Source organism: Geotoga petraea, assembly GCF_900102615.1.
GTDB classification, from domain to species: domain Bacteria; phylum Thermotogota; class Thermotogae; order Petrotogales; family Petrotogaceae; genus Geotoga; species Geotoga petraea.
Genome location: NZ_FMYV01000001.1, coordinates 1 through 18,528, shown reverse-complemented (window position 1 = coordinate 18,528; position 18,528 = coordinate 1). Strand labels below are relative to the sequence as shown.

General features: G+C 27.5%; 16 protein-coding genes. 6 read left to right on the top strand and 10 right to left on the bottom strand.

From position 1 onward, the window contains the following. Positions 1-196: 196 nt before the first annotated feature. Positions 197-685 (top strand): GNAT family N-acetyltransferase, encoded by a 489-nt coding sequence (locus BLS00_RS00080; protein WP_091401634.1) that lies wholly within the window; start codon positions 197-199, stop codon positions 683-685. Between the two features lie 597 nt (positions 686-1,282). Here the strand turns inward: BLS00_RS00080 and BLS00_RS00075 are convergent. Then, a complete protein-coding gene (locus BLS00_RS00075) occupies positions 1,283-3,775 on the bottom strand; it encodes a DNA polymerase domain-containing protein (protein ID WP_176759795.1) in 2,493 nt (830 codons plus the stop codon). An 89-nt stretch (positions 3,776-3,864) separates the two neighbouring features. Here BLS00_RS00075 and corA point away from each other — a divergent pair, with 89 nt between their 5' ends. Further along, complete coding sequence (gene corA / locus BLS00_RS00070) at positions 3,865-4,920, top strand: magnesium/cobalt transporter CorA (RefSeq protein ID WP_091401631.1); 1,056 nt, start codon at positions 3,865-3,867, stop codon at positions 4,918-4,920. A gap of 128 nt (positions 4,921-5,048) precedes the next feature. Next, positions 5,049-6,074, top strand: coding sequence for a tetratricopeptide repeat protein (locus BLS00_RS00065; RefSeq protein WP_091401629.1), 1,026 nt, complete (start codon positions 5,049-5,051; stop codon positions 6,072-6,074). Here the strand turns inward: BLS00_RS00065 and BLS00_RS00060 are convergent. The 7 genes from BLS00_RS00060 to BLS00_RS00030 form a co-directional block, all read right to left on the bottom strand. Then, positions 6,064-8,793, bottom strand: coding sequence for a glycosyltransferase family 2 protein (locus BLS00_RS00060; protein ID WP_176759794.1), 2,730 nt, complete (start codon positions 8,791-8,793; stop codon positions 6,064-6,066). The genes BLS00_RS00065 and BLS00_RS00060 overlap by 11 nt on opposite strands. Before the next feature lie 85 nt (positions 8,794-8,878). Beyond that, positions 8,879-10,864, bottom strand: a complete 1,986-nt coding sequence (locus BLS00_RS00055) for an oxygen-binding di-iron domain-containing protein (protein WP_091401625.1) — start codon at positions 10,862-10,864, stop codon at positions 8,879-8,881. A gap of 11 nt (positions 10,865-10,875) precedes the next feature. Further along, a complete protein-coding gene (locus BLS00_RS00050; protein WP_091401622.1) occupies positions 10,876-11,886 on the bottom strand; it encodes a glycoside hydrolase family 18 protein in 1,011 nt (336 codons plus the stop codon). A gap of 46 nt (positions 11,887-11,932) precedes the next feature. Next, a complete protein-coding gene (locus BLS00_RS00045; RefSeq protein WP_176759793.1) occupies positions 11,933-12,850 on the bottom strand; it encodes an alpha/beta fold hydrolase in 918 nt (305 codons plus the stop codon). Between the two features lie 162 nt (positions 12,851-13,012). Continuing rightward, positions 13,013-13,651, bottom strand: a complete 639-nt coding sequence (locus BLS00_RS00040) for a methionine ABC transporter permease (RefSeq protein ID WP_091401613.1) — start codon at positions 13,649-13,651, stop codon at positions 13,013-13,015. Continuing rightward, complete coding sequence (locus BLS00_RS00035; protein WP_091401609.1) at positions 13,648-14,640, bottom strand: methionine ABC transporter ATP-binding protein; 993 nt, start codon at positions 14,638-14,640, stop codon at positions 13,648-13,650. The genes BLS00_RS00040 and BLS00_RS00035 overlap by 4 nt, the downstream gene beginning before the upstream one ends. Positions 14,641-14,654: 14 nt before the next feature. Beyond that, positions 14,655-15,452 carry a MetQ/NlpA family ABC transporter substrate-binding protein gene (locus BLS00_RS00030; RefSeq protein WP_091401606.1) on the bottom strand — a complete coding sequence of 266 codons (798 nt, stop codon included), beginning with the start codon at positions 15,450-15,452 and terminating at the stop codon, positions 14,655-14,657. Between the two features lie 389 nt (positions 15,453-15,841). On the opposite strand from BLS00_RS00030, the gene BLS00_RS00025 reads away from it, so the two are divergent. Continuing rightward, on the top strand, positions 15,842-16,402 hold the full coding sequence (locus BLS00_RS00025; RefSeq protein ID WP_091401602.1) for a DUF2202 domain-containing protein: 561 nt from the start codon (positions 15,842-15,844) through the stop codon (positions 16,400-16,402). A gap of 36 nt (positions 16,403-16,438) precedes the next feature. Here the strand turns inward: BLS00_RS00025 and BLS00_RS00020 are convergent, their stop codons facing one another. Both BLS00_RS00020 and BLS00_RS00015 read right to left on the bottom strand, forming a co-directional pair. Continuing rightward, the gene (locus BLS00_RS00020; protein ID WP_091401599.1) at positions 16,439-16,981 is read right to left on the bottom strand and encodes a DOMON domain-containing protein; all 543 of its coding nucleotides are present in this window, start codon (positions 16,979-16,981) and stop codon (positions 16,439-16,441) included. An 18-nt stretch (positions 16,982-16,999) separates the two neighbouring features. Continuing rightward, positions 17,000-17,398 (bottom strand): hypothetical protein, encoded by a 399-nt coding sequence (locus tag BLS00_RS00015; protein ID WP_091401596.1) that lies wholly within the window; start codon positions 17,396-17,398, stop codon positions 17,000-17,002. 157 nt (positions 17,399-17,555) lie between these two features. On the opposite strand from BLS00_RS00015, the gene BLS00_RS00010 reads away from it, so the two are divergent. After that, complete coding sequence (locus BLS00_RS00010; RefSeq protein ID WP_091401592.1) at positions 17,556-18,158, top strand: HD domain-containing protein; 603 nt, start codon at positions 17,556-17,558, stop codon at positions 18,156-18,158. Positions 18,159-18,276: 118 nt separating this feature from the next. Beyond that, positions 18,277-18,528: transposase (locus BLS00_RS10810; RefSeq protein ID WP_176759792.1), on the top strand; the 252-nt coding region annotated here is incomplete at its 3' end.

Sequence of the window (18,528 nt, the reverse complement as noted above, 5' to 3'; positions counted from 1 at the left end):
ACATAGTTGTGCTTCTGTTTCTGTTTTTACCAACAACGATTTTTCTAAAAGAAAAATCTTAACAACTATCAACAAACAACCAAGAATTTGTAAAACAAATTCTCACTATCTTCCAACCTCGATCCTCCATCTAAAAAAGATTTTACATTTTTTCGTGTTATAATTATATGTCACAAAAATTTAAGGGGGGTTTAAAATGAAGTTCAAAACTAAACATACCCACGAAGAAAAAGACTACAGATTTTTTCTTGTAGACACTGAGAAAGACCTTGAAAAAATAAATGTTTCCAAAACAGAAATAGTTGATTTTTTATTTTTACATTTGGGAAAATACAATGATGATAAAGAATACATTTTAAAAGCTCTTGAATACGTGTTAGGAAAAGAGAAGTTTTTAAGCGGTATTATCGGTATTATTCTCAATGAAAATAATGCTCTTGTTGGTGTTGCAGTAATAAACAATACAAATATGGAAGGATATATCCCAGAAAATATTCTTGTTTACATTGCTTTAGATAAAAAATATAGAAAAAAAGGATTAGGGAAAAAACTACTTGATCTTATGATTAACAAAAGTGAAGGAGACATTGCTCTTCATGTAGACTTTGACAATAAAAGAGCAAGAAAGGTTTATAAAAAAATGGGGTTTAAAGAAGCCTATATTGAAATGAGATACAAAAAGTAGAACAAGGGTTTTTTATATGAGTGTAAAAAATAATAGAGATTATTGAAAAAACAGATTATTTACTAAGAGGCCTTTTTAAAAGGTCTCTTTTTTTGATATTTTTTTATAATTCTGAATAATAATCAAATAATTTAAAAGTAGACTAAAGATGATTATAAAAATATAGTGAAAATGGTTACAAGAAACGTAGTGGAGTGCACCCAATCTTTAATGAAATATTTACATAAAAAAGGAGGTTTATGCTGTTGACATCAGGTGGACTTGAAGATTTATAATAACATTGATAATGATAAATGTTCTTTTATACCGATTTTATTGAAATAAAAAAATCGTAAATTTAGGAGGTATTGATATGTTTAAAAGATTGAGAAATAAAAAAATGAGAAAAGCATTAAATTACAAAAGTGCACAAGAAGAACTATACAGCAAACACTCTAAATTAGTTTTAGATATGAGGGTATTTTAAATCAAAAGAGGTGATTTAAATGCTTGTTCAAAAAATTAGAAGTGATATTTACCAAGAAGAAGAAATAGAAATAATTAACAATATTAAAAAATACTGATAATCAGCCCAAAAATATGGGCTGATTATTTTTTTTAAAAAAGCTTTAAATTTTTATTTTTTGTTATTATTCCCAAATCATATCTCACTTTTTGAATAATCTTGACAGTTTCAGAAAATTGTTCTAAGCGTGTCAAGATATTTTTCTCAAAAATTGTTAAATAGTCTATCTCTATTATATTTTCTTTTATTAATTGTTTTAGTTTTTCCACATGTTCGTATTCAATCGCCAATGAAGCTTTTAACTCAAAATTATTTTTTGGAGTTAAGTTAAAAACCTCTGAAACAATTTTAAATGTGCTTGGAGATTTAAAAATTACAGGGTAATAAAGGACTGAGTCGTTTAAGCTGTATTTCAATCCAAATAACTTTTGCATTACTATAATAGCTCTAACCTGATTGGGAATAGTTTTATATTTATCGAAATTTCTTTTTGTTATATTTTTGAAAATTGCAATATCTTCCAAATCCAGTTCTTTCAAGACCTCAAATGATTTTAGAAGATGTGCTTCTTCTATTTCTCCCTTTAAAGCTAATATAAAAAGTTGGGATAACATTTTTTTTATTGCAGCTGGAGTATCTTTCCTTACAACTTCAACGCCGTGAGTTATTATTTTATCCTCAAAATCTATACCAAAATATCTTTTTTTAACACCAAAGAATTTCACTTTTTTAAATAGTTTGTCTACATCAACTGTCAACGTTGTTCTATCGACTATTTCTTTTGTATTTGAATATTTGGTTGGCAGTTCTTTTGCAATGATATTGTTTATATATTTTGCCAAATAGCTTGCTATAGCCAATATTAGATTTTTATCTGCTTTTTCTACATTCTTTAGGGTTATATGATCAAAAGAACTATCAGTATCTGAATAAATTACAAGTGTTTTAAATTGTATTTTTCTCTCTTCATACTCCATCTCAAATTCTTTTTTATGCAATTTTTTGTTGAGATATCTTAGAGCATTTCTTGAAGCCGTTGTTATAGCAGAAGAACATCTTTTATCGTGCAGAGGAAAACGAGATGTACCAATCACTCCATACATGGAATTTAAAAGTATTTTATAATTTAACTGTTTTATATCGTATTTTACCTTTTCTGAACTGTTGGGTTTGGCTTCTTTTGCCATTTTTTTATACTTCAGTCTCTCACCCAGCAAGAAGTTGATCATCCTTGGAAAAATTCCTTCTTTTTCTAAAGAAAATTTAACGGAATCACTCTTGTCCTCTTCTTTATACATATCAGTCAAATCAACTTGTTTGATATCTTCGTTATCTTCTTCTATAAGAGTTTCTGGAGAAATATTGTAAGTAACTATGATATTAGGGTACAAAGAAGCGTAATCCAACACAATAACGTTGTTATATGTTTCGTCTTCTGGTTGCAAAACTATTGCCCCCTCAACTTCTATTTGATCATCTTTTATTTCTGCTGTGTCCTGAACGGTCGTATTTTCTTCATATAAAAATTGGTTTAGAAAATGTTCTATGGCTATAGAATTAGCCATTAAAAAATTAACAGGTATTTTTATCACTGCCTGCAGCCCATACAATAAATTCAGAAGATTTAGTTTTTGCTCTAGTTCTACAAGTATTTCAACATCTCTTATAGCATAATCGACAAATTTTTTAAAATCTTTTTTGTAGTTGAAAAATCCTTTTTCTTCAGTTTTCCCTTTTAAATCGTGAAATTTTGCTACAGTAGATAGCTTAAAAGAAGTGGGTTGATCAAAAATATATTTTTTATATAATTCCAAATAATCCACCAGATCAACGCCAGGTATGTAATTTTTTGTTATTTTTCTACCGCCTATGTCCATTGTTTTAGAATTCGAATATAAACCTGGTATTACAGATAACTCTATATTATAATTCTTTGCCCGGTTAATTATATAAGGTATATCATACCCCTCAGAATACCAACCAGATATAACATCGGGCTTTTTGAGTTTCAAAAACTCTTCAAATTTTTTCATCAAATCATATTCATTCTCCACAAAAATATAGTTATCATCATATTCTTCTATATTGGCATTAAAGGGTTTTGTTATTATAGAATAATATTTTTTATCTTGAGAATCGTAAAAGGTTATAGATATAATCTCCCCGGTGAAAATTTTTTGATTTCTATTTTCAATAACCTCTATGTCTAAAAACCATGATCTTTTCTCTGAAAAATCTTCAACTATTTCATATGGGAAAATGTTCATAGTTGAAGTACCGTATGTTTTTATCCCTTCAGATTTCATCGTATCTATAATTTTCTTGTATTTATAATAATTGACTTTTGAATTGAATTCTGTCATCACAACTTGAAAGCCAAATACTTCTTTCCAGCTATCTTCAACTTTCACGATATAGTTTTTATTTATCTTAAGTTTATAGAAAATTCTTCTCATTTTATCTAAGTCTTTTTTCTCAAAAAAGAGTTGGAAATTTTTCTTCAAACGTTTTATATCATTTTTATTTTCTTCTTTATAATAAAATGTTTTGTCCAGCTGGTTTTGCCAAAATGATTTTACTTTCATAATTTCCACCTCCATATTTATTATAACTCATGCTTGTTTAACAAAATAATGTTAATTTAATGTATAATTATCATAAGGGAGGGATATAAGTGAAACTATCAGTTAAAAATATTTTAAAAAAATCCAAAAAACTTCCTGGTGAAATAACCTATACTGGAGACGAAGAAAATGAAGAAAGAAAAGCATCTATAATAAACATAGCTTATGATAACGAAAAACTAAAAAAAGATATGAATTCTATTCCAGAAATAAAGAATATCGACAAGAGAAACAATTTAATCTATTTTCAGGGGATTTCAGATACAGAAACTCTCAAAAATTTTGGGAATCATGTTGGTATCCACAAACTCACACTTGAAGATATCTCCAACATAAATCAAAGGACAAAATTTGAAACTTATGAAAATTATGTTTATATAGTAGTCAAATTGCCTGAACTAAAAGAAAATAATTTGAATTTCTATCAAATAAGTATAGTTTTAATTGGTAATAACCTAATAGTTTTTACAGAAAAAGAATTCTCTTTTATTCACGAAATTATTGAAAGATTAGAAAAGAACAAAGGGATAATACGAAGCAAATCAGTAGATTATCTTTTGTATTCTTTGCTTGACATAATAATAGATGAATATTTTATTATCTTAAATCATACAGCTGAAGAGTTAGAAGATATCGATGAAGAAGTTACAATAAATCCAGAACAATCACAACTTTTAGACCTAAAAGAAATCAAACAGTCGTTAATAATTTTAAAAAAGAATTTAATATCTTTTAGAGATCTGGCCATGTTTTTCAACAAAGAAGACAACGAATATGTGCTTAAAGAAAATTTGATCTATTTTAGAGATTTAACCGACCACATTTTACAAATATCAGATAATTTAGATTTATTGAAAGATACAACGACTAATATAACTGAAATATACTTATCGTTAATTGGTAACAAAACGAACGAAATAATGAAAGTTTTAACCATAATTTCGACTATTTTTATTCCTTTATCTTTTGTTGCTGGACTATATGGGATGAACTTTTCTTATATGCCCGAATTAAATTGGGATTTTGGTTATTTTTATGCTCTTGGAATAATGGCTACAATGGTAGTTATAATGCTAATCATTTTTAAAATCAAAAAATGGTTTTAAACTTCTCAATAACATATCTCAAATCCAACCTTGGAATTTGTTTTTTACTAAAAAGCCATTTTGATTCGTAAAAATGATGTTGACTTGTTATAATTGATAAAAAGAGTTTATATCAAGGGGTGATTATTTTGAAACAAATAAGTTTATTCATTATTTTTCTTTTAATAACCGCTATAACATTTTCTTTTGGATATGATGAATTGCTCAGAGATGCTCAACAATATGCATGGGATGGGCAGTATGATAAAGCAGAAGAGCTTTATTCAAAATTGATGGAAGACTTTAAAACAGAAGAGCTTATAATAGCCTATTCAAACGTTTTAGCCTGGCAAGGAAAGTTTGATGAGGCAATTAAAATAATTGAAAATACTGGTATAGATTCACCTGCAGTTTTAGAAAATAAAGCTAAGATTCTTTTTTGGAAAAAAGATTATGAAAAAGCTTTAGAAGTTATAAAAAAATTGCAAGCTGAAAACTATAATTTTACTGATGAAGTAAAAAATTTAATTGATTCTTATTATGATTTCAAATTTAACAGAATTTTCGTTGATTATAAAACCGAATTAATAGGTACAGAAATAACAAGTGTTGTGTCTGGAGGTTATCAATATAACAATAGAGAGATATATAGTATTGATGTTTCAGGCGATTTAACTCTATTGAACTATTCTTATGATAAATATTCTTTGCAGTTAGATTTTTCCAAAGACTTTTACAATATTTTCGCTGGATTATCTCATAATCAATTTTATTTTTTAGGTGGAAAAATTTATCTTGATAATTTTAATTTTGGATATAGAAATTCTCTATACAAAGGTAATCAAGATATAAATTTAAACTATTCTCTTTTAAATCATGGAACGATAGGTTATTCAATGTTTTTTGATAATGGTTACTTAAATTTAAGCGTTAATTTAATAGATACTTTGGAATTTTATGATTCAAGCACAAAAAATATCTTCAGCTACTATTTAAATCCAAGACTTAATTTGTATAATATTGACCTTAATTATTTTTTCAATCATACTGATATAAATAATTTAAACGCATCATATAAATTAATATATGATACGTTTAATATAAAATTTATTGGGGATTATGATTTTATTTCTAATCTTTTATTAATTGGAGTAGGTTTTGAGTTTATTTATTAAAACCTTTCCTTTTACTTTTACCCCATGATTGCCTGCTTCTCATTGAATTGAAATAAGAAAATAATCTTACAAAATTTTGAAATTGTCTGTATCCAAAGTTTTCTAAAATAGAAAATATTAAAAGAACTATTGTTTCTTTAAATGAAAAATAGTTAACCTCATCTTCAGCTATTATAAAAGATGATATTGAAACAACTGTCCCAAGCATTACTACTGCAATAAAAAGAAATATAAATATTTCAAAACTGACTATGCCTAAATACAGGCCTATCAAAAAAACTACTATGCCTGAAAACTCAAAAATTGGTCCAAGTGCTTCAAAGATAAAATGATAAGGTAACCCTATTAATCCCATAGTTCCATAATTTTTGTTGAAAATTTTTCTTCTGTGAAAATGAAGTATGTCAATTAAACCTTTTTGCCACCTATCTCTCTGAACAAAAAGGCTCCAAAACTTTTCTGGAACTTCAGTCCAAGCATTGGCGTTGTAAACAAAGCTAATTTTACGCTTGCTTTTTCTCTCTTTAATACCTGATAAAACTCTGACTACAAGTTCCATGTCCTCCCCCAGAGTATTTTTACCATATCTTTCTGATTCGGTCATATATCCTCCTGCTTGAATCGTGTCCTCTCTGTTAAACAATCCAAAAGCTCCTGATATTATAAGTAAACTGTTTATACTGGACCAACCTAATCGACCTGCCAAAAAAGCTCTAATATATTCAATTGTTTGAAAAAGTGCCAATGGATTCTTTGGAATTTTCACTTCTTCAAAAAATCCTCTATCTGTTTTACTACCATTTACAGGAATAATATTACCACCAACAGCTGATATTCCATTTGGTTCATCAATAGTAACAGAAACCAATTTATACAAACTATCACTTTCAAGTATAGAGTCCGCGTCAATTCCACATATATATTCTTTTGAAGCGACATTAATGCCTACATTTAAAGAATCAGCTTTACCTCCATTTTCCTTATCTATAACTATAAGGTTTGGAATGTTTTTATTAAAATAAATACCTCTAATAGGCCGAGTCATAAGTTTTTCATTTACTACATAGTCTATTTTTTCAAGGTAAAAATAAGATTTTAATTTTTCTAATGTAGAATCTTTTGAACCATCGTTCACAACTATAAGTTCATATTCGGGATAGTCCAAACTTAAAAGCGAATTAACACTTTCCACGATGTTTTTTTCTTCATTATATGCAGGTGCTATTACACTAATTGAGGGTAATATACCTTCTTTTGTAAGCATCTCCATATTTTTCAAATTCCAAAGAGTCTCTTGTCTGTATTTTTCTAAATATGAAAACACTAAGATAATCAAATATATTAAGTTTAATGAGATTACATAAAATCCTAAATATATATTAAAATCAACAACAAACTCCTTTAAAATTTCAGTTTGTTCATTATTTTGTATAAAATCATATTTTGTGAAATAAAATATTGCTATAGGTATTAAAAACGTTATTAACAAGAAAAACCATTGAAATTTTATCTTACCTTTTTCATTAGTGACAAAATGAGGTAATGACTCAGGTTCTTCTCTTTCTAAACTTAACTTTTCTAAAAGATCGCCATTTAAGTAATATGATAATTCCCGTTTTACATAATCATCTGATTTTACTGAGTTTAAGACAGAAATCATCTCAATTTCAATTTCTTCTATTTTGTTCTTGTTCACAAAGTCTATTATTTCACTGGTTTTATGAGAAAACATGATTTCTTTTATTATTTCTTTTGCGTATTCTTTATCTCTAGACATTAATTTGTACATAAAATACTCAATTCTTAAGGATAGAATTCTTGCATAAGCCTTCTTTTTTTCACTATTTTTCTCTTTTTTAAATAGTTCTACAACTTTTTCTATAAGTCCTGGTCTGGATCTTAGTATTGAAGATATAGTTGAAATAGCAGTTTGATAAACTTTTTCATCTGCAAGAAATTCAGAAACCTTTATAATTGTTGAAAAATTGTTCTTATAGGCAATTGCTTCTATAGCCTTTTTTCTTATTTCTTCGTCATCATTTTTTAAAAAGAATTCATCATCTAAAACTTCTGGATAATTTTCTGATAAAGCATTAACAGCTAATTCTTTTATTTCTTTAGAGCTGGATTTTGTAGCTTTCTCAATTAAAAAAAATCTAAAAGATTCTTTTGGAAAATAAGAAGCAAAATTGATTATCAATTTTTGTAAATATTCTTCGTCTGTATCCATCTTATAACTCAAATAATAATATAGATCTTTCCCATAATCAACCATTAAAGATGATACTTTATTAAAATAAAAAGGTGTAGAGTTTTTAACACTCCTTAAAATTACAGGAATAGAGTTCTTATTTTTATGCTTTACAATAGCCCATAAAATATAAAATTTTACATCCTCTTTTTTCTCTCTTATTAATGCTATTTCTAATTCTCGGAGAACATCGTATGTTTTTATGTAACCCAAGATTACTGCTGCTTCTTTTCTTCTAATTTTGGATAAAGAAGATAGCCTTTTTATATATTTTTTATGTACATTGTTGTTGATAAATATTTGAGTATATTTTTCTTTTTCTTCATCACTCATATCAACGATTTTAATGTGCTCTATGAGCTGATTTAAGTGAACTCTGTTTTCTATTATCAAATCTATATCTATATCTTTGAAGTTTTTTCCAACTTTTTCAATATAATAAGCCTCTTTTTGTCTAAATTTTCTCATATTAAATTTTCTGAGCAATAAACGAGCAAAAAAATATATATCAACAAATAATAAAAACCACATGATTTTGAATAGCAGATCAAGACTAAGCACTGTAATCACCCAAAATTATGTTGTTTACTATTCCAACGACTTCTTCTATCAAAAAAGGTTTTTTTATAAAATAATTTATTCCCAAAGAATACGCTCTTTTTGTATTTGAAGGAGATTTTTTGAAATCAATCAATATAAACTTTATCTTTCTCGTATTTGATTTTTCATTCATTTTTTGTTTTAATGAAAAACCATCTAACTTTGGCAACGAGATAGATGAAATGACCAAGTCAATTTTACTTTCATTTATGATTTTTAAAGCCTTTTCTCCATTTCTGGCAGTTAAAATCCTATAACCTAAATCAATCAAATAATTCTTTAGAATATTTGTAGTATACTGATCTTCATCTACTATTAAAACAACTTCTGATTCTTCAGAATATTCTTTTAACATGTGGTCTTCAAATAGGATGTTATCTCCAATGCCTTTTGCTATTTTCAATCTTAATTGCCCCATATCAAAAATATCATCTATTATTTTATCGTAGTGTTTTTTTTCATTAAAGTATTCACCAAAGCTAACTATGGATAGCGATATCTTTGGTTTTTCAATAAATATGTCACTATCTTTTATTAAGTTTATGATTCTTTCTGCATATGGGTATGGATCATTTCCATCTTTAATATAATATGCAAACAATGAACCTTTTAATTTGTAAAGTTCGTGTTTTTCTTCTTTGTTCTCTCGAAGGAGTATGGAAACATTTCTTAGGGTTTCATCACCCATAGTATCCCCATACGAGGAGTTGATCTCAGATAAATTGTTCACATTTATAAATATAATTTTATTATCTCTCTTTTCATCGAGAGCTTTTGGAAGATCAAATGAAAGTGTTTCAATAAAAGATTTCCCATTTTTTAGATTTGTAAGGTCATTTTTATACAAATTTACTTTTGTATCGTCCAAAGTTTTTTTCAATATCTTGTTATCGACTTCTAAATTGTTTAATTTTTGCTTCAAGTTGTTTATCTCACCAACAGTTTCATTCAACACCTCTTTTATTATTGATGGAGTTTTTATATTGTATTTTATACAAAAATCATCTATTATATTCTTTACTAAAACCAATGATTCTAACCCTTTATGATAATAAATTAAAGAGCTAATTTCGTTAAGAACTTTTTCTGGCTCCTCGTTTTGGTTTTGTCTGGTGTATGAAAGCATTTGTTCTTTTATTCTATCGTTTTTTCCTGGTAATTTTTTTGTGATATCTTTTATTAAATTTTTGTAATTAACCATTGATAACATTTTTTTAGCTATGTGTTTAGAATACACCCCAGCATTTATGTTTCTTATTTTATTGATGGCTTCATCAATATTCTTGTTTATCATGGAACCATAAAAAGGTGCTATTAAATCTATTTCCATATTATCAATATAATCGATAATTGGATCCAGTAACTCTGAGCTGGCAAAGTTGTACTCATGGTAAGCCACTATGTAATCAAAATAGTCTATATCAGCATATTTTCGTAAATTATTTGCTATTGCTCCAAATAAATTCCCGGAAAATAGAACTTTTCTTTTTTCATCGTAGATTATAAAAGTTCCAGGAGACTTTAAATACGGAATTGGTATAACCTTTAGATTATTCCCATCCACGAAGTCTATTGAATCTTTGTAATCTACAATTAAATATTCACAATCCATTCCCAAAGTTTCAAGAGACAACTTTATATTCCAAGAAGTTATTATTTTTGGTTTTTTTGGAAGTGAATCAATAACCTTTTGTAAAGATGAAACTTTTTCTATGTCAGCTGACGTTACCAAAATATTATTTATCTGTTCAAAATTTATTATCTCATTTACTGTATCTTTTAATTGTTCAAACAAAATAATTGGACCCGGATCTATAAGAATAATATCGTTATCATTAACGATTAAATATTGATTCACTCTTAAACTTCCAGGTTGAATATTGGGGCTCAACCAATAAACAGAATTAGCTATCTCTCTTGGTGAGTTGTTACTCGTCATAAAATCATCCCTTAAAAATAAAAAGTATAATTCCAAATGTAATCTGAAATTTCATAAATTAGTTCTTTCACTTCTAAAATAAAAAGTTCTTCGCCTTTTTTAATAGTTTCTAAAACACCATCATTTCTTGTAATTTCAATATCTTTTTTTACATTTAACTTAAATATGTTGTGGTATTGAGATTCTTGTTTCCCAACAATTTCTAATCCATCTGGAATTGATGCATGAGAAATATCTTTTATATAAAATACTTTTCCATTCCTAACCAAAAGTAGCCCAGATGTCACAGAAAAGGCCGGGTAAATTTTTTCATAATTCGAATAAAAGTTTAACAAATTCTCTATTCTATCATCTGAAAAATTCATCTTTATTTCATCATTTTCATAGTACAACCCAAAATCCACTACATATAACATGGGGATCATTCCATCTATGACCTCTGCCATCTTTTTAAGATCATATCCTCTTTTCGTATTTTCAATTTCTGAATCTATAGTATTGGTGAAAGCCAATAACTCTTTACCTGTAAAAACAGTTTTTATGTCTTTTAAAAACGTCATGTATTTTTCTGTATTTTCACCTTCTCCAAGGTTAATCCATTCAAAATCTACGACTACACCTGCATAATTAAGACCCAAATCATCTATAAATTTTTTGTTTGATGTGATCAAACTAAATCTATCATTGTATAATGACAAAAAATCTTCTGACCCAAAACTATCAAAAAACCATAAGAACAACTTTATTCCTCTATCTTCTAAAAGATCAGAAAAATATTTTAGATTTTCTTTTGATGTTCTATAAAAGAAGAAGTTTCCTCTCTCAGAAACATTCGCCCTACCCATATGTATAATAACTTCATCAAAGTGTTCATCTATGTTATTGACTATGTTTAGTATATCTTCATTTTTACCATCTCTAAAGGTTTTTAAGATAAAGAGATCTTCTCCAATTATTATCCCCTTTGAGAATATAGTTACACTAAATATTAAAATAATTATTAGAATTACAGTATTTTTCATATAGAATCACCCATAATTTAGGATTAATAAAAAACGAACATCTTCTTCATTGTTCTGTTTTTAAAAATTTTTCAACAACTTGTATAAATTCAACTGGATTTTCTTCTTGAGGTAAATGTCCCGTATTTTCCAGAATAACTAATTTTGAATTTTTAATATCTTTAGATAATTTTATACTTTGTTCAGTTGGTACTATAACATCATTATCTCCAGTAATAACAAGCGTAGGAACTTCAATTTCATCAAGTTTTTCAATTATTTCGTAATTTTGAGTTCCTTTAATAAATTCCCAAAAAGCCTTTTTATATCCTTTAACCAAAGTTGGTCTTTTATATTCAGCCAAAACTTCATCTGTTACCTTTAAATCATCATAAAAGGCAGACTTAATAAATTCATCACTGTTATTATTCAACAAAATAGAAGTTATTTCAGGACCTAAATAATTAACCTGTGGTAAAAATAGTAATAATTTGACAAAATCTGGAAAACCACCACCGACATAAACAGCAGCATCCACCAGAATTAGTCTTTCCACTAATTCTGGATATCTAAAATAAAAGTTTAAAGAAATTGTGCCTCCTGCTGAATTGCCTATTAAAATAGCTTTTTCAATATTTTTTTTGTTCATTATTTTTTTTATTAAATCTATCTGATAATCAGTAGAATAAATATTTTCTTCAATATCAAAAACCCTCTCTGTTAGCCCAAAAGATGAACGATCAAAAGCAATGACATGATATTTTTCTCCTAACTGTTTGATAACTTTATCCCATGTGTATGTATGAGAGCCAAAACCATGTAACAAAATAATGGTTTTTTCATTTTGTTCACCGTATTCTTTATAATGAACATCAAAACCATCTATTCGCATAAATTTACTATCAGAATAAGCTAATTCTCTATGAGAATATACTCCATCTTCATAATTATACAAAAAAGGAATTGTAAACAATAAAATTAGCATTAATGTTTTTGTTTGCAATTATTCACTTCCTTTTTTCTTTCTTATCTATATTCTACCATTTTTAACAAATTTTAGTAACTTATTGAATGCTTTTTATTGCATAAGACGCCGTAAATATTTTCAATAATTATGTTTTTATTAAGTTTTTTATAAAATGTTTATTTATTTTCTTAATGATTTTGATAATTTGTTCCCATAATACTGAATTAATTGCGTTATGAATATTAAGATTATTACATCTAACCACAGTATATCCCATCTAAACCTTTGATAACCATAATTTATAGCCATAGCTCCAAGGCCTCCAGCCCCAACTGCCCCAGCGATCGCTGTAAAAGTTATCAAATTGATCAGCAAAAGAGTTATACCAGAAATAATATCTGCAAGCGATTCTGGAATTAAAATTTTGAAAACAAATTGTCTTTTATTCATCCCCAATACCGTCGCAGTATCTATAAGACCTTGGGATAAGTTGTTAAAAGAGTTTTCAGCTAATCTACCCATAAAAGGAATTGCCGCTATAGAAAGTGCTACTATTGCCGAATTTGGCCCGATTATTGTTCCTATTATTATCTTTGTCAAAGGTATTAAGAGTATTATTAGAATAATAAAAGGTATTGATCTAAAAACGTTAACAAAGAAATCTACAAAATAGTAAATTCTTCTATTCAAAGATTTTTTTGATCTTGATAGAAAAAACAATAAAATTCCCAAAGGAATACCAAAAATGATAGAAATACCGCCCGATACAAATGTCATATATATTGTTTCCAAAGTGGCTCTTATAAATTCATCTATCATAACAATTCCTCCAATTTATAAACCTTTGATTCCAATTCTTTCATAAAACCTTCAATATCTCTATCTTCGTATTCAACAACAATGATCAAAGTTCCATATGGTTTTAATTTTAGATGTTCAATTTTTCCATATATATAGTTCAATTTAACATCATATTTTTTCGATATTTCATCTAAAATAGGTTCATGAGTAGAGTCCCCATAAAAAGTAACTTTAATTAACTTTTGATTTTCTTTGCCACTTTTCTTCCGTGTGGCTTTCCAATCAATATTTATTTCTTTATAGAATTCTTCATATATCTCTTTTTCTTTTTCAATAAAAAATTTATATACAGGCCCAAAAAAGTTTACTTCACCATTTTTCAAATAAACAACTCTGTCACAAGCTCTTTTTATTACATCCATTTCATGGGTAACAATTATTGTAGATAAATCATGTTTTTTATTTAGATCAAGAACTAATTTTAAAATCCTATCAGTGGTATTTGGATCAAGAGCCGAAGTTGGTTCATCCAGCAATAATATCTCTGGATTGTTTATCATACCCCTTGCTATCGCGGTTCTTTGTTTTTCCCCTCCAGATAGAGAAGAAGGGTAATGGTCTAACCTGTCTTTTAACCCCACTTCTTCAGCTAATTTTAGAACTCTATCTTTTATATTTTTTTCTTTATTAATTTCCAGAGGAAGTGCTATATTCTCATACACAGTTCTTGTACTTAAGAGGTTATAATTTTGAAAAACTACGCTTATCTTTTTCCTTTCTATCATCAAATCTCTCTCTTTCAATTTTGACAAATCTTTACCGTTAAGCTTAATTTCTCCACTTGTTGGTTTTTCAAGCAAAACCAAAGATCTAAGTATAGAGGTCTTCCCTGCTCCAGAAAGACCTATTATACCTGCAACTTCTCCTTTTTTTACTTCAAAGTTTATATTTTTCAAAACATGTAACTTCTGATTATATATTAGATTTAAATCTTTTACTTCCAACACTTTAACTCCTCCAATTAGAATACTGGAACTACAGCACCCTTGTATTTTTCATTTATAAAATCTTTTACTTTTTGAGATTGCAAAAGTTCAATTAATGTTTTGATTAGATCATCATCTTTGTTTTCTTCCTTAACAGTTATTATATTTGCATAAGGAGATTCGGAACCTTCTATAAACAAAGCATCAGTCAATGGATTTAAATCAGCTTGAATGGCATAATTAGTGTTTATCACGGCACCATTAACTGTGTCATCTTCTTTATACGTTCTTGGTAAATAAGCAGCGTCTAATTCGACAAATTTCAAATTTAAAGGATTGCCTATTATATTCTGCACTGTTGCTGTTAGTTTTTCTTCTTCTTCTAAAGTTATTAGACCATTATTTTCCAAAAGAATTAATGCTCTTCCTTCATTTGTGCTATCGTTAGGAATAACTATTGTATCACCTTCTTGCACTTCATCAGATTTCAAATAAAAGCCCATAGGTTCAACGTGAATTTTAGCTATAGATATCAAATCTTCTAATCCTTGATTTTTCGAAAATGATTCTAAATAAGGCCCATGCTGAAAAAAGTTTGCATCAATCGAACCATCATCCAAAGCTAAATTGGGTTGAACATAATCGTTAAATTCAATAATTTCTAAAGTAGCTCCAGTTTCTTTTTCAAAGTCTTCTTTAACAACCTCCAAAATTTCCGCGTGTGGCACTGGGGTAGCACCAACTCTTAAAACATCCTCACCAGCATTAAAATAATATAAAACGCCTCCAACAACTAATACTAAAACCACCAAAATTCCTACTAACTTCCTCATAAATAACACCTCCATAGTTTTTATATAAAAAAAGGACGGTTACTTTTTAAAAGTAACCGTCCTTTGATTATCCTTGATTATTTTACATAACAAAACAACCATGGCTAAAGAATCGGTTACACCATGGCATCATCATATTGAATAAGTTAATATTTATTTTTTGAATTATTTTATTATTTTTCATAAAAGGCCTCTCCCTTTAATTTTTTATTATTATAGCAAAATAAAAAGATATTGTCAAATAAATACATTTATTTGCTTATAATCCGTATTTTTTATATCACATAATTTCACACAATTTTTAGTTATTTACACATTAAAATTATAGGTTTATTTAATAGTTTAAAACTATAATATTATTGAAATTAAATTTAAAGGAGATGAGTTAAATGAAGAAAAGTATTATAAGTTTATTATTAATTATTATGGTGTTGTTAGTTTCTATTAGTAGTTTTGCTGCTACTCCAGAATTAGAGAATGATCTTTTGTATCTTTATCAAGAAGAAAAAGTTGCCAGAGATGTCTACGCTGAATTATACGATATGTATGGGTTAAGAACTTTTGACAACATTTCAAACAGTGAGCAAAATCATATGGATGCTGTAGAATATCTACTTAATGAATATGGATTTGATTATATTGATATTTCAGATGAAAGAGGAGTTTATCAATTACCTGAATTACAGGATTTATATGATACTTTAATCGAAAAAGCTTCTGGTTCAATAATCGATGCCATTGAAGTTGGGGCGACTATAGAAGATTTGGATATTTTTGATCTGGATGAAATGCTTTCTAAAAACTATGATGATGAAGTAGATAGAGTTTTAAATAATTTAAAAAAAGGATCAGAAAATCACATGAGAGCTTTTATAAGACAACTCAATAAATATAACGAATCATATGAACCACAATACATTTCACAAGAGTTCTTTGACAACATCGTATAAAAATAAATGCAGCCATTAAAATGGTTGCATTTATTTTTAAAAGTTAATATCTATTGTATCTCTTTTAGAGTGCCTTCTTGAAAAACTATCCGAACTATTATGGTATGCAATTATAGTCTTGATTATACTACCTGGTTGTAAGCTATTATATCTTGATTCATTATCTAACGGAATTACAAATTCAGCCAAAGAATATTCTTCTGTTCTTTCTCCATAGAATTCCGTTATATATTTTTCTTTTATTTTCCTATGGCTTATTTGTGTATTACCATAATATTCTTCGAGAATAACTTCTTCATCCTTAAATCCCACAATTATTATTTTTGCACCTTTCATCTTTTTACTTGGTTCAAATCCTATTGATATCCAACCAGATACGGGAGCTTTTAACATCATGAATAATTCTTGATTTTCTGAAAATTCCCAATAAATATCCATTCCTAATTCGGTTTCTATATAATTTGTATAGGTCAATCCTTCTACCATTTTGCTATTCACTTGATTGCTATGATTATCACCAAAAACAAATGTAGAAATAATAACCATTAAAAACAACACTAAGATTTCCTTTAATTTCATAATTATAACTCCTTTATATTATCCGAATAACGATGGAACTGTTAAATGAATTATTAAAAAAATAAATATCAAAAAAGCCATGTATCTATGAATTAACAACCATTTTTTTAACAATTTTAATCTTCCCAAAACATAAATAAGTAAATTTATAATAATTGCAGACAACAAAATAGTACCAGTATGAAGGGTAAAAATAGTTCCAAGAGCTAAAGTTCCATGAATTATTGCCAAGATTACAATGATAATTCCATTATACCTATGAAAAATAGATATCTTTTTCATTCTTTGAATAAATTTTTGTTTGGCTTCTTTAGAGCTAAATTTATGTCTTTTATAGTATAACTTAACCAAATAATAACAAATATTTAGTATAAGTAAAAAGGCAGTAATCTCGCCTAATACAAGATATATTTCCAATAAAAACACCTCCTAATCTTAAATATACATTAAAAATATTATATCTTATAGAGCGGACTATTGTCAAATAGTTCAAAAAAACCATAAAAAATTGTTTACAAAAGAATGTTTGATTTTAGTGAATTTTACAATGTTATAATAGAAATGAGGTGGTAAAATGAATGAAAATATAATTAATAAATCAGAAGAACTTTTAACAAACGCTGATTTAGATGGAAATCATGATTTAGAGCATATTTTGAGAGTAGTTTATAATGCAAAACTTATTGCCGATACCGTTGAATGTGATAAAGAAGTTGTAATTATATCTGCTTTATTACACGATATAGGAAGATCAAAAAAAATGCTTAATAAATATAACATTAAAAAAGGCCATCATGCCAACACAGGGGCTAAAATAGCTTATGAATTCCTTAAAAGTTTAAATTATCCAAAAGCTAAAGAGGTTAGCTATGCAATTTCTGTCCATAACTTTTCTAAAGGAGTTATACCAGAAACTATTGAGGCAAAAATATTACAGGATGCTGACAGATTAGATGCCATAGGATATGTTGGAATAATGAGAGTCTTTGCAGATGAAAGAGGAGATATACAGGGTAAAATACAGCATTTCTATGATAAATTACTCAAGTTGAAAGATGGAATGCATACAAAAAAAGGAAAAGAGTTAGCTGAAGAAAAACACGAAAGAATTGAAAAATATTTAAAAGGTCTTCACGAAGAAATGAATCAAAAACATAAAATAGATATCAGCGAATAATAAAAAGAAAAAATGCAGTGGAAAAACCACTGCATTTCGAGAGTATAAGAAATTTTGTGTAAAATAAAAAAACACCGAATTTGGTAGTAAAATAAAACCAAAGGAGGTGTTTTTTAAAATGAAAGAAGAAACAAGGAAAAGAAGAGAAAAAAGAGCATTTTTCAAAGAATTGATCAAAAAAGAAGGATTAAAAACAATACCAGATGTAACCAGATTTCTAAAAGAGATATCAGGAACGATATTAGAAGAAATGTTAGAAGCTGAATTAGATGAAGAACTAGGATACGAAAAATACGATAGAACAGAAGAAAAAGATAACTACCGAAATGGATATACAAGTAAAAAAGTGAAAGGAACTCTCGGAGAAATG

Excerpts from the sequence above, each read along its gene's own strand:
- BLS00_RS00010 (WP_091401592.1), top strand. The coding sequence starts at position 17,556 with ATGAATGAAAATATAATTAATAAATCAGAAGAACTTTTAACAAACGCT.
- BLS00_RS00060 (WP_176759794.1), bottom strand. The coding sequence starts at position 8,793 with ATGAGAAAATTTAGACAAAAAGAGGCTTATTATATTGAAAAAGTTGGA.
- BLS00_RS00040 (WP_091401613.1), bottom strand. The coding sequence starts at position 13,651 with ATGATAGATGAATTTATAAGAGCCACTTTGGAAACAATATATATGACA.
- BLS00_RS00030 (WP_091401606.1), bottom strand. The coding sequence starts at position 15,452 with ATGAGGAAGTTAGTAGGAATTTTGGTGGTTTTAGTATTAGTTGTTGGA.
- BLS00_RS00045 (WP_176759793.1), bottom strand. The coding sequence starts at position 12,850 with ATGCTAATTTTATTGTTTACAATTCCTTTTTTGTATAATTATGAAGAT.
- BLS00_RS00020 (WP_091401599.1), bottom strand. The coding sequence starts at position 16,981 with ATGAAATTAAAGGAAATCTTAGTGTTGTTTTTAATGGTTATTATTTCT.
- BLS00_RS00075 (WP_176759795.1), bottom strand. The coding sequence starts at position 3,775 with ATGAAAGTAAAATCATTTTGGCAAAACCAGCTGGACAAAACATTTTAT.
- BLS00_RS00050 (WP_091401622.1), bottom strand. The coding sequence starts at position 11,886 with ATGAAAAATACTGTAATTCTAATAATTATTTTAATATTTAGTGTAACT.
- BLS00_RS00055 (WP_091401625.1), bottom strand. The coding sequence starts at position 10,864 with ATGACGAGTAACAACTCACCAAGAGAGATAGCTAATTCTGTTTATTGG.
- BLS00_RS00025 (WP_091401602.1), top strand. The coding sequence starts at position 15,842 with ATGAAGAAAAGTATTATAAGTTTATTATTAATTATTATGGTGTTGTTA.
- BLS00_RS00080 (WP_091401634.1), top strand. The coding sequence starts at position 197 with ATGAAGTTCAAAACTAAACATACCCACGAAGAAAAAGACTACAGATTT.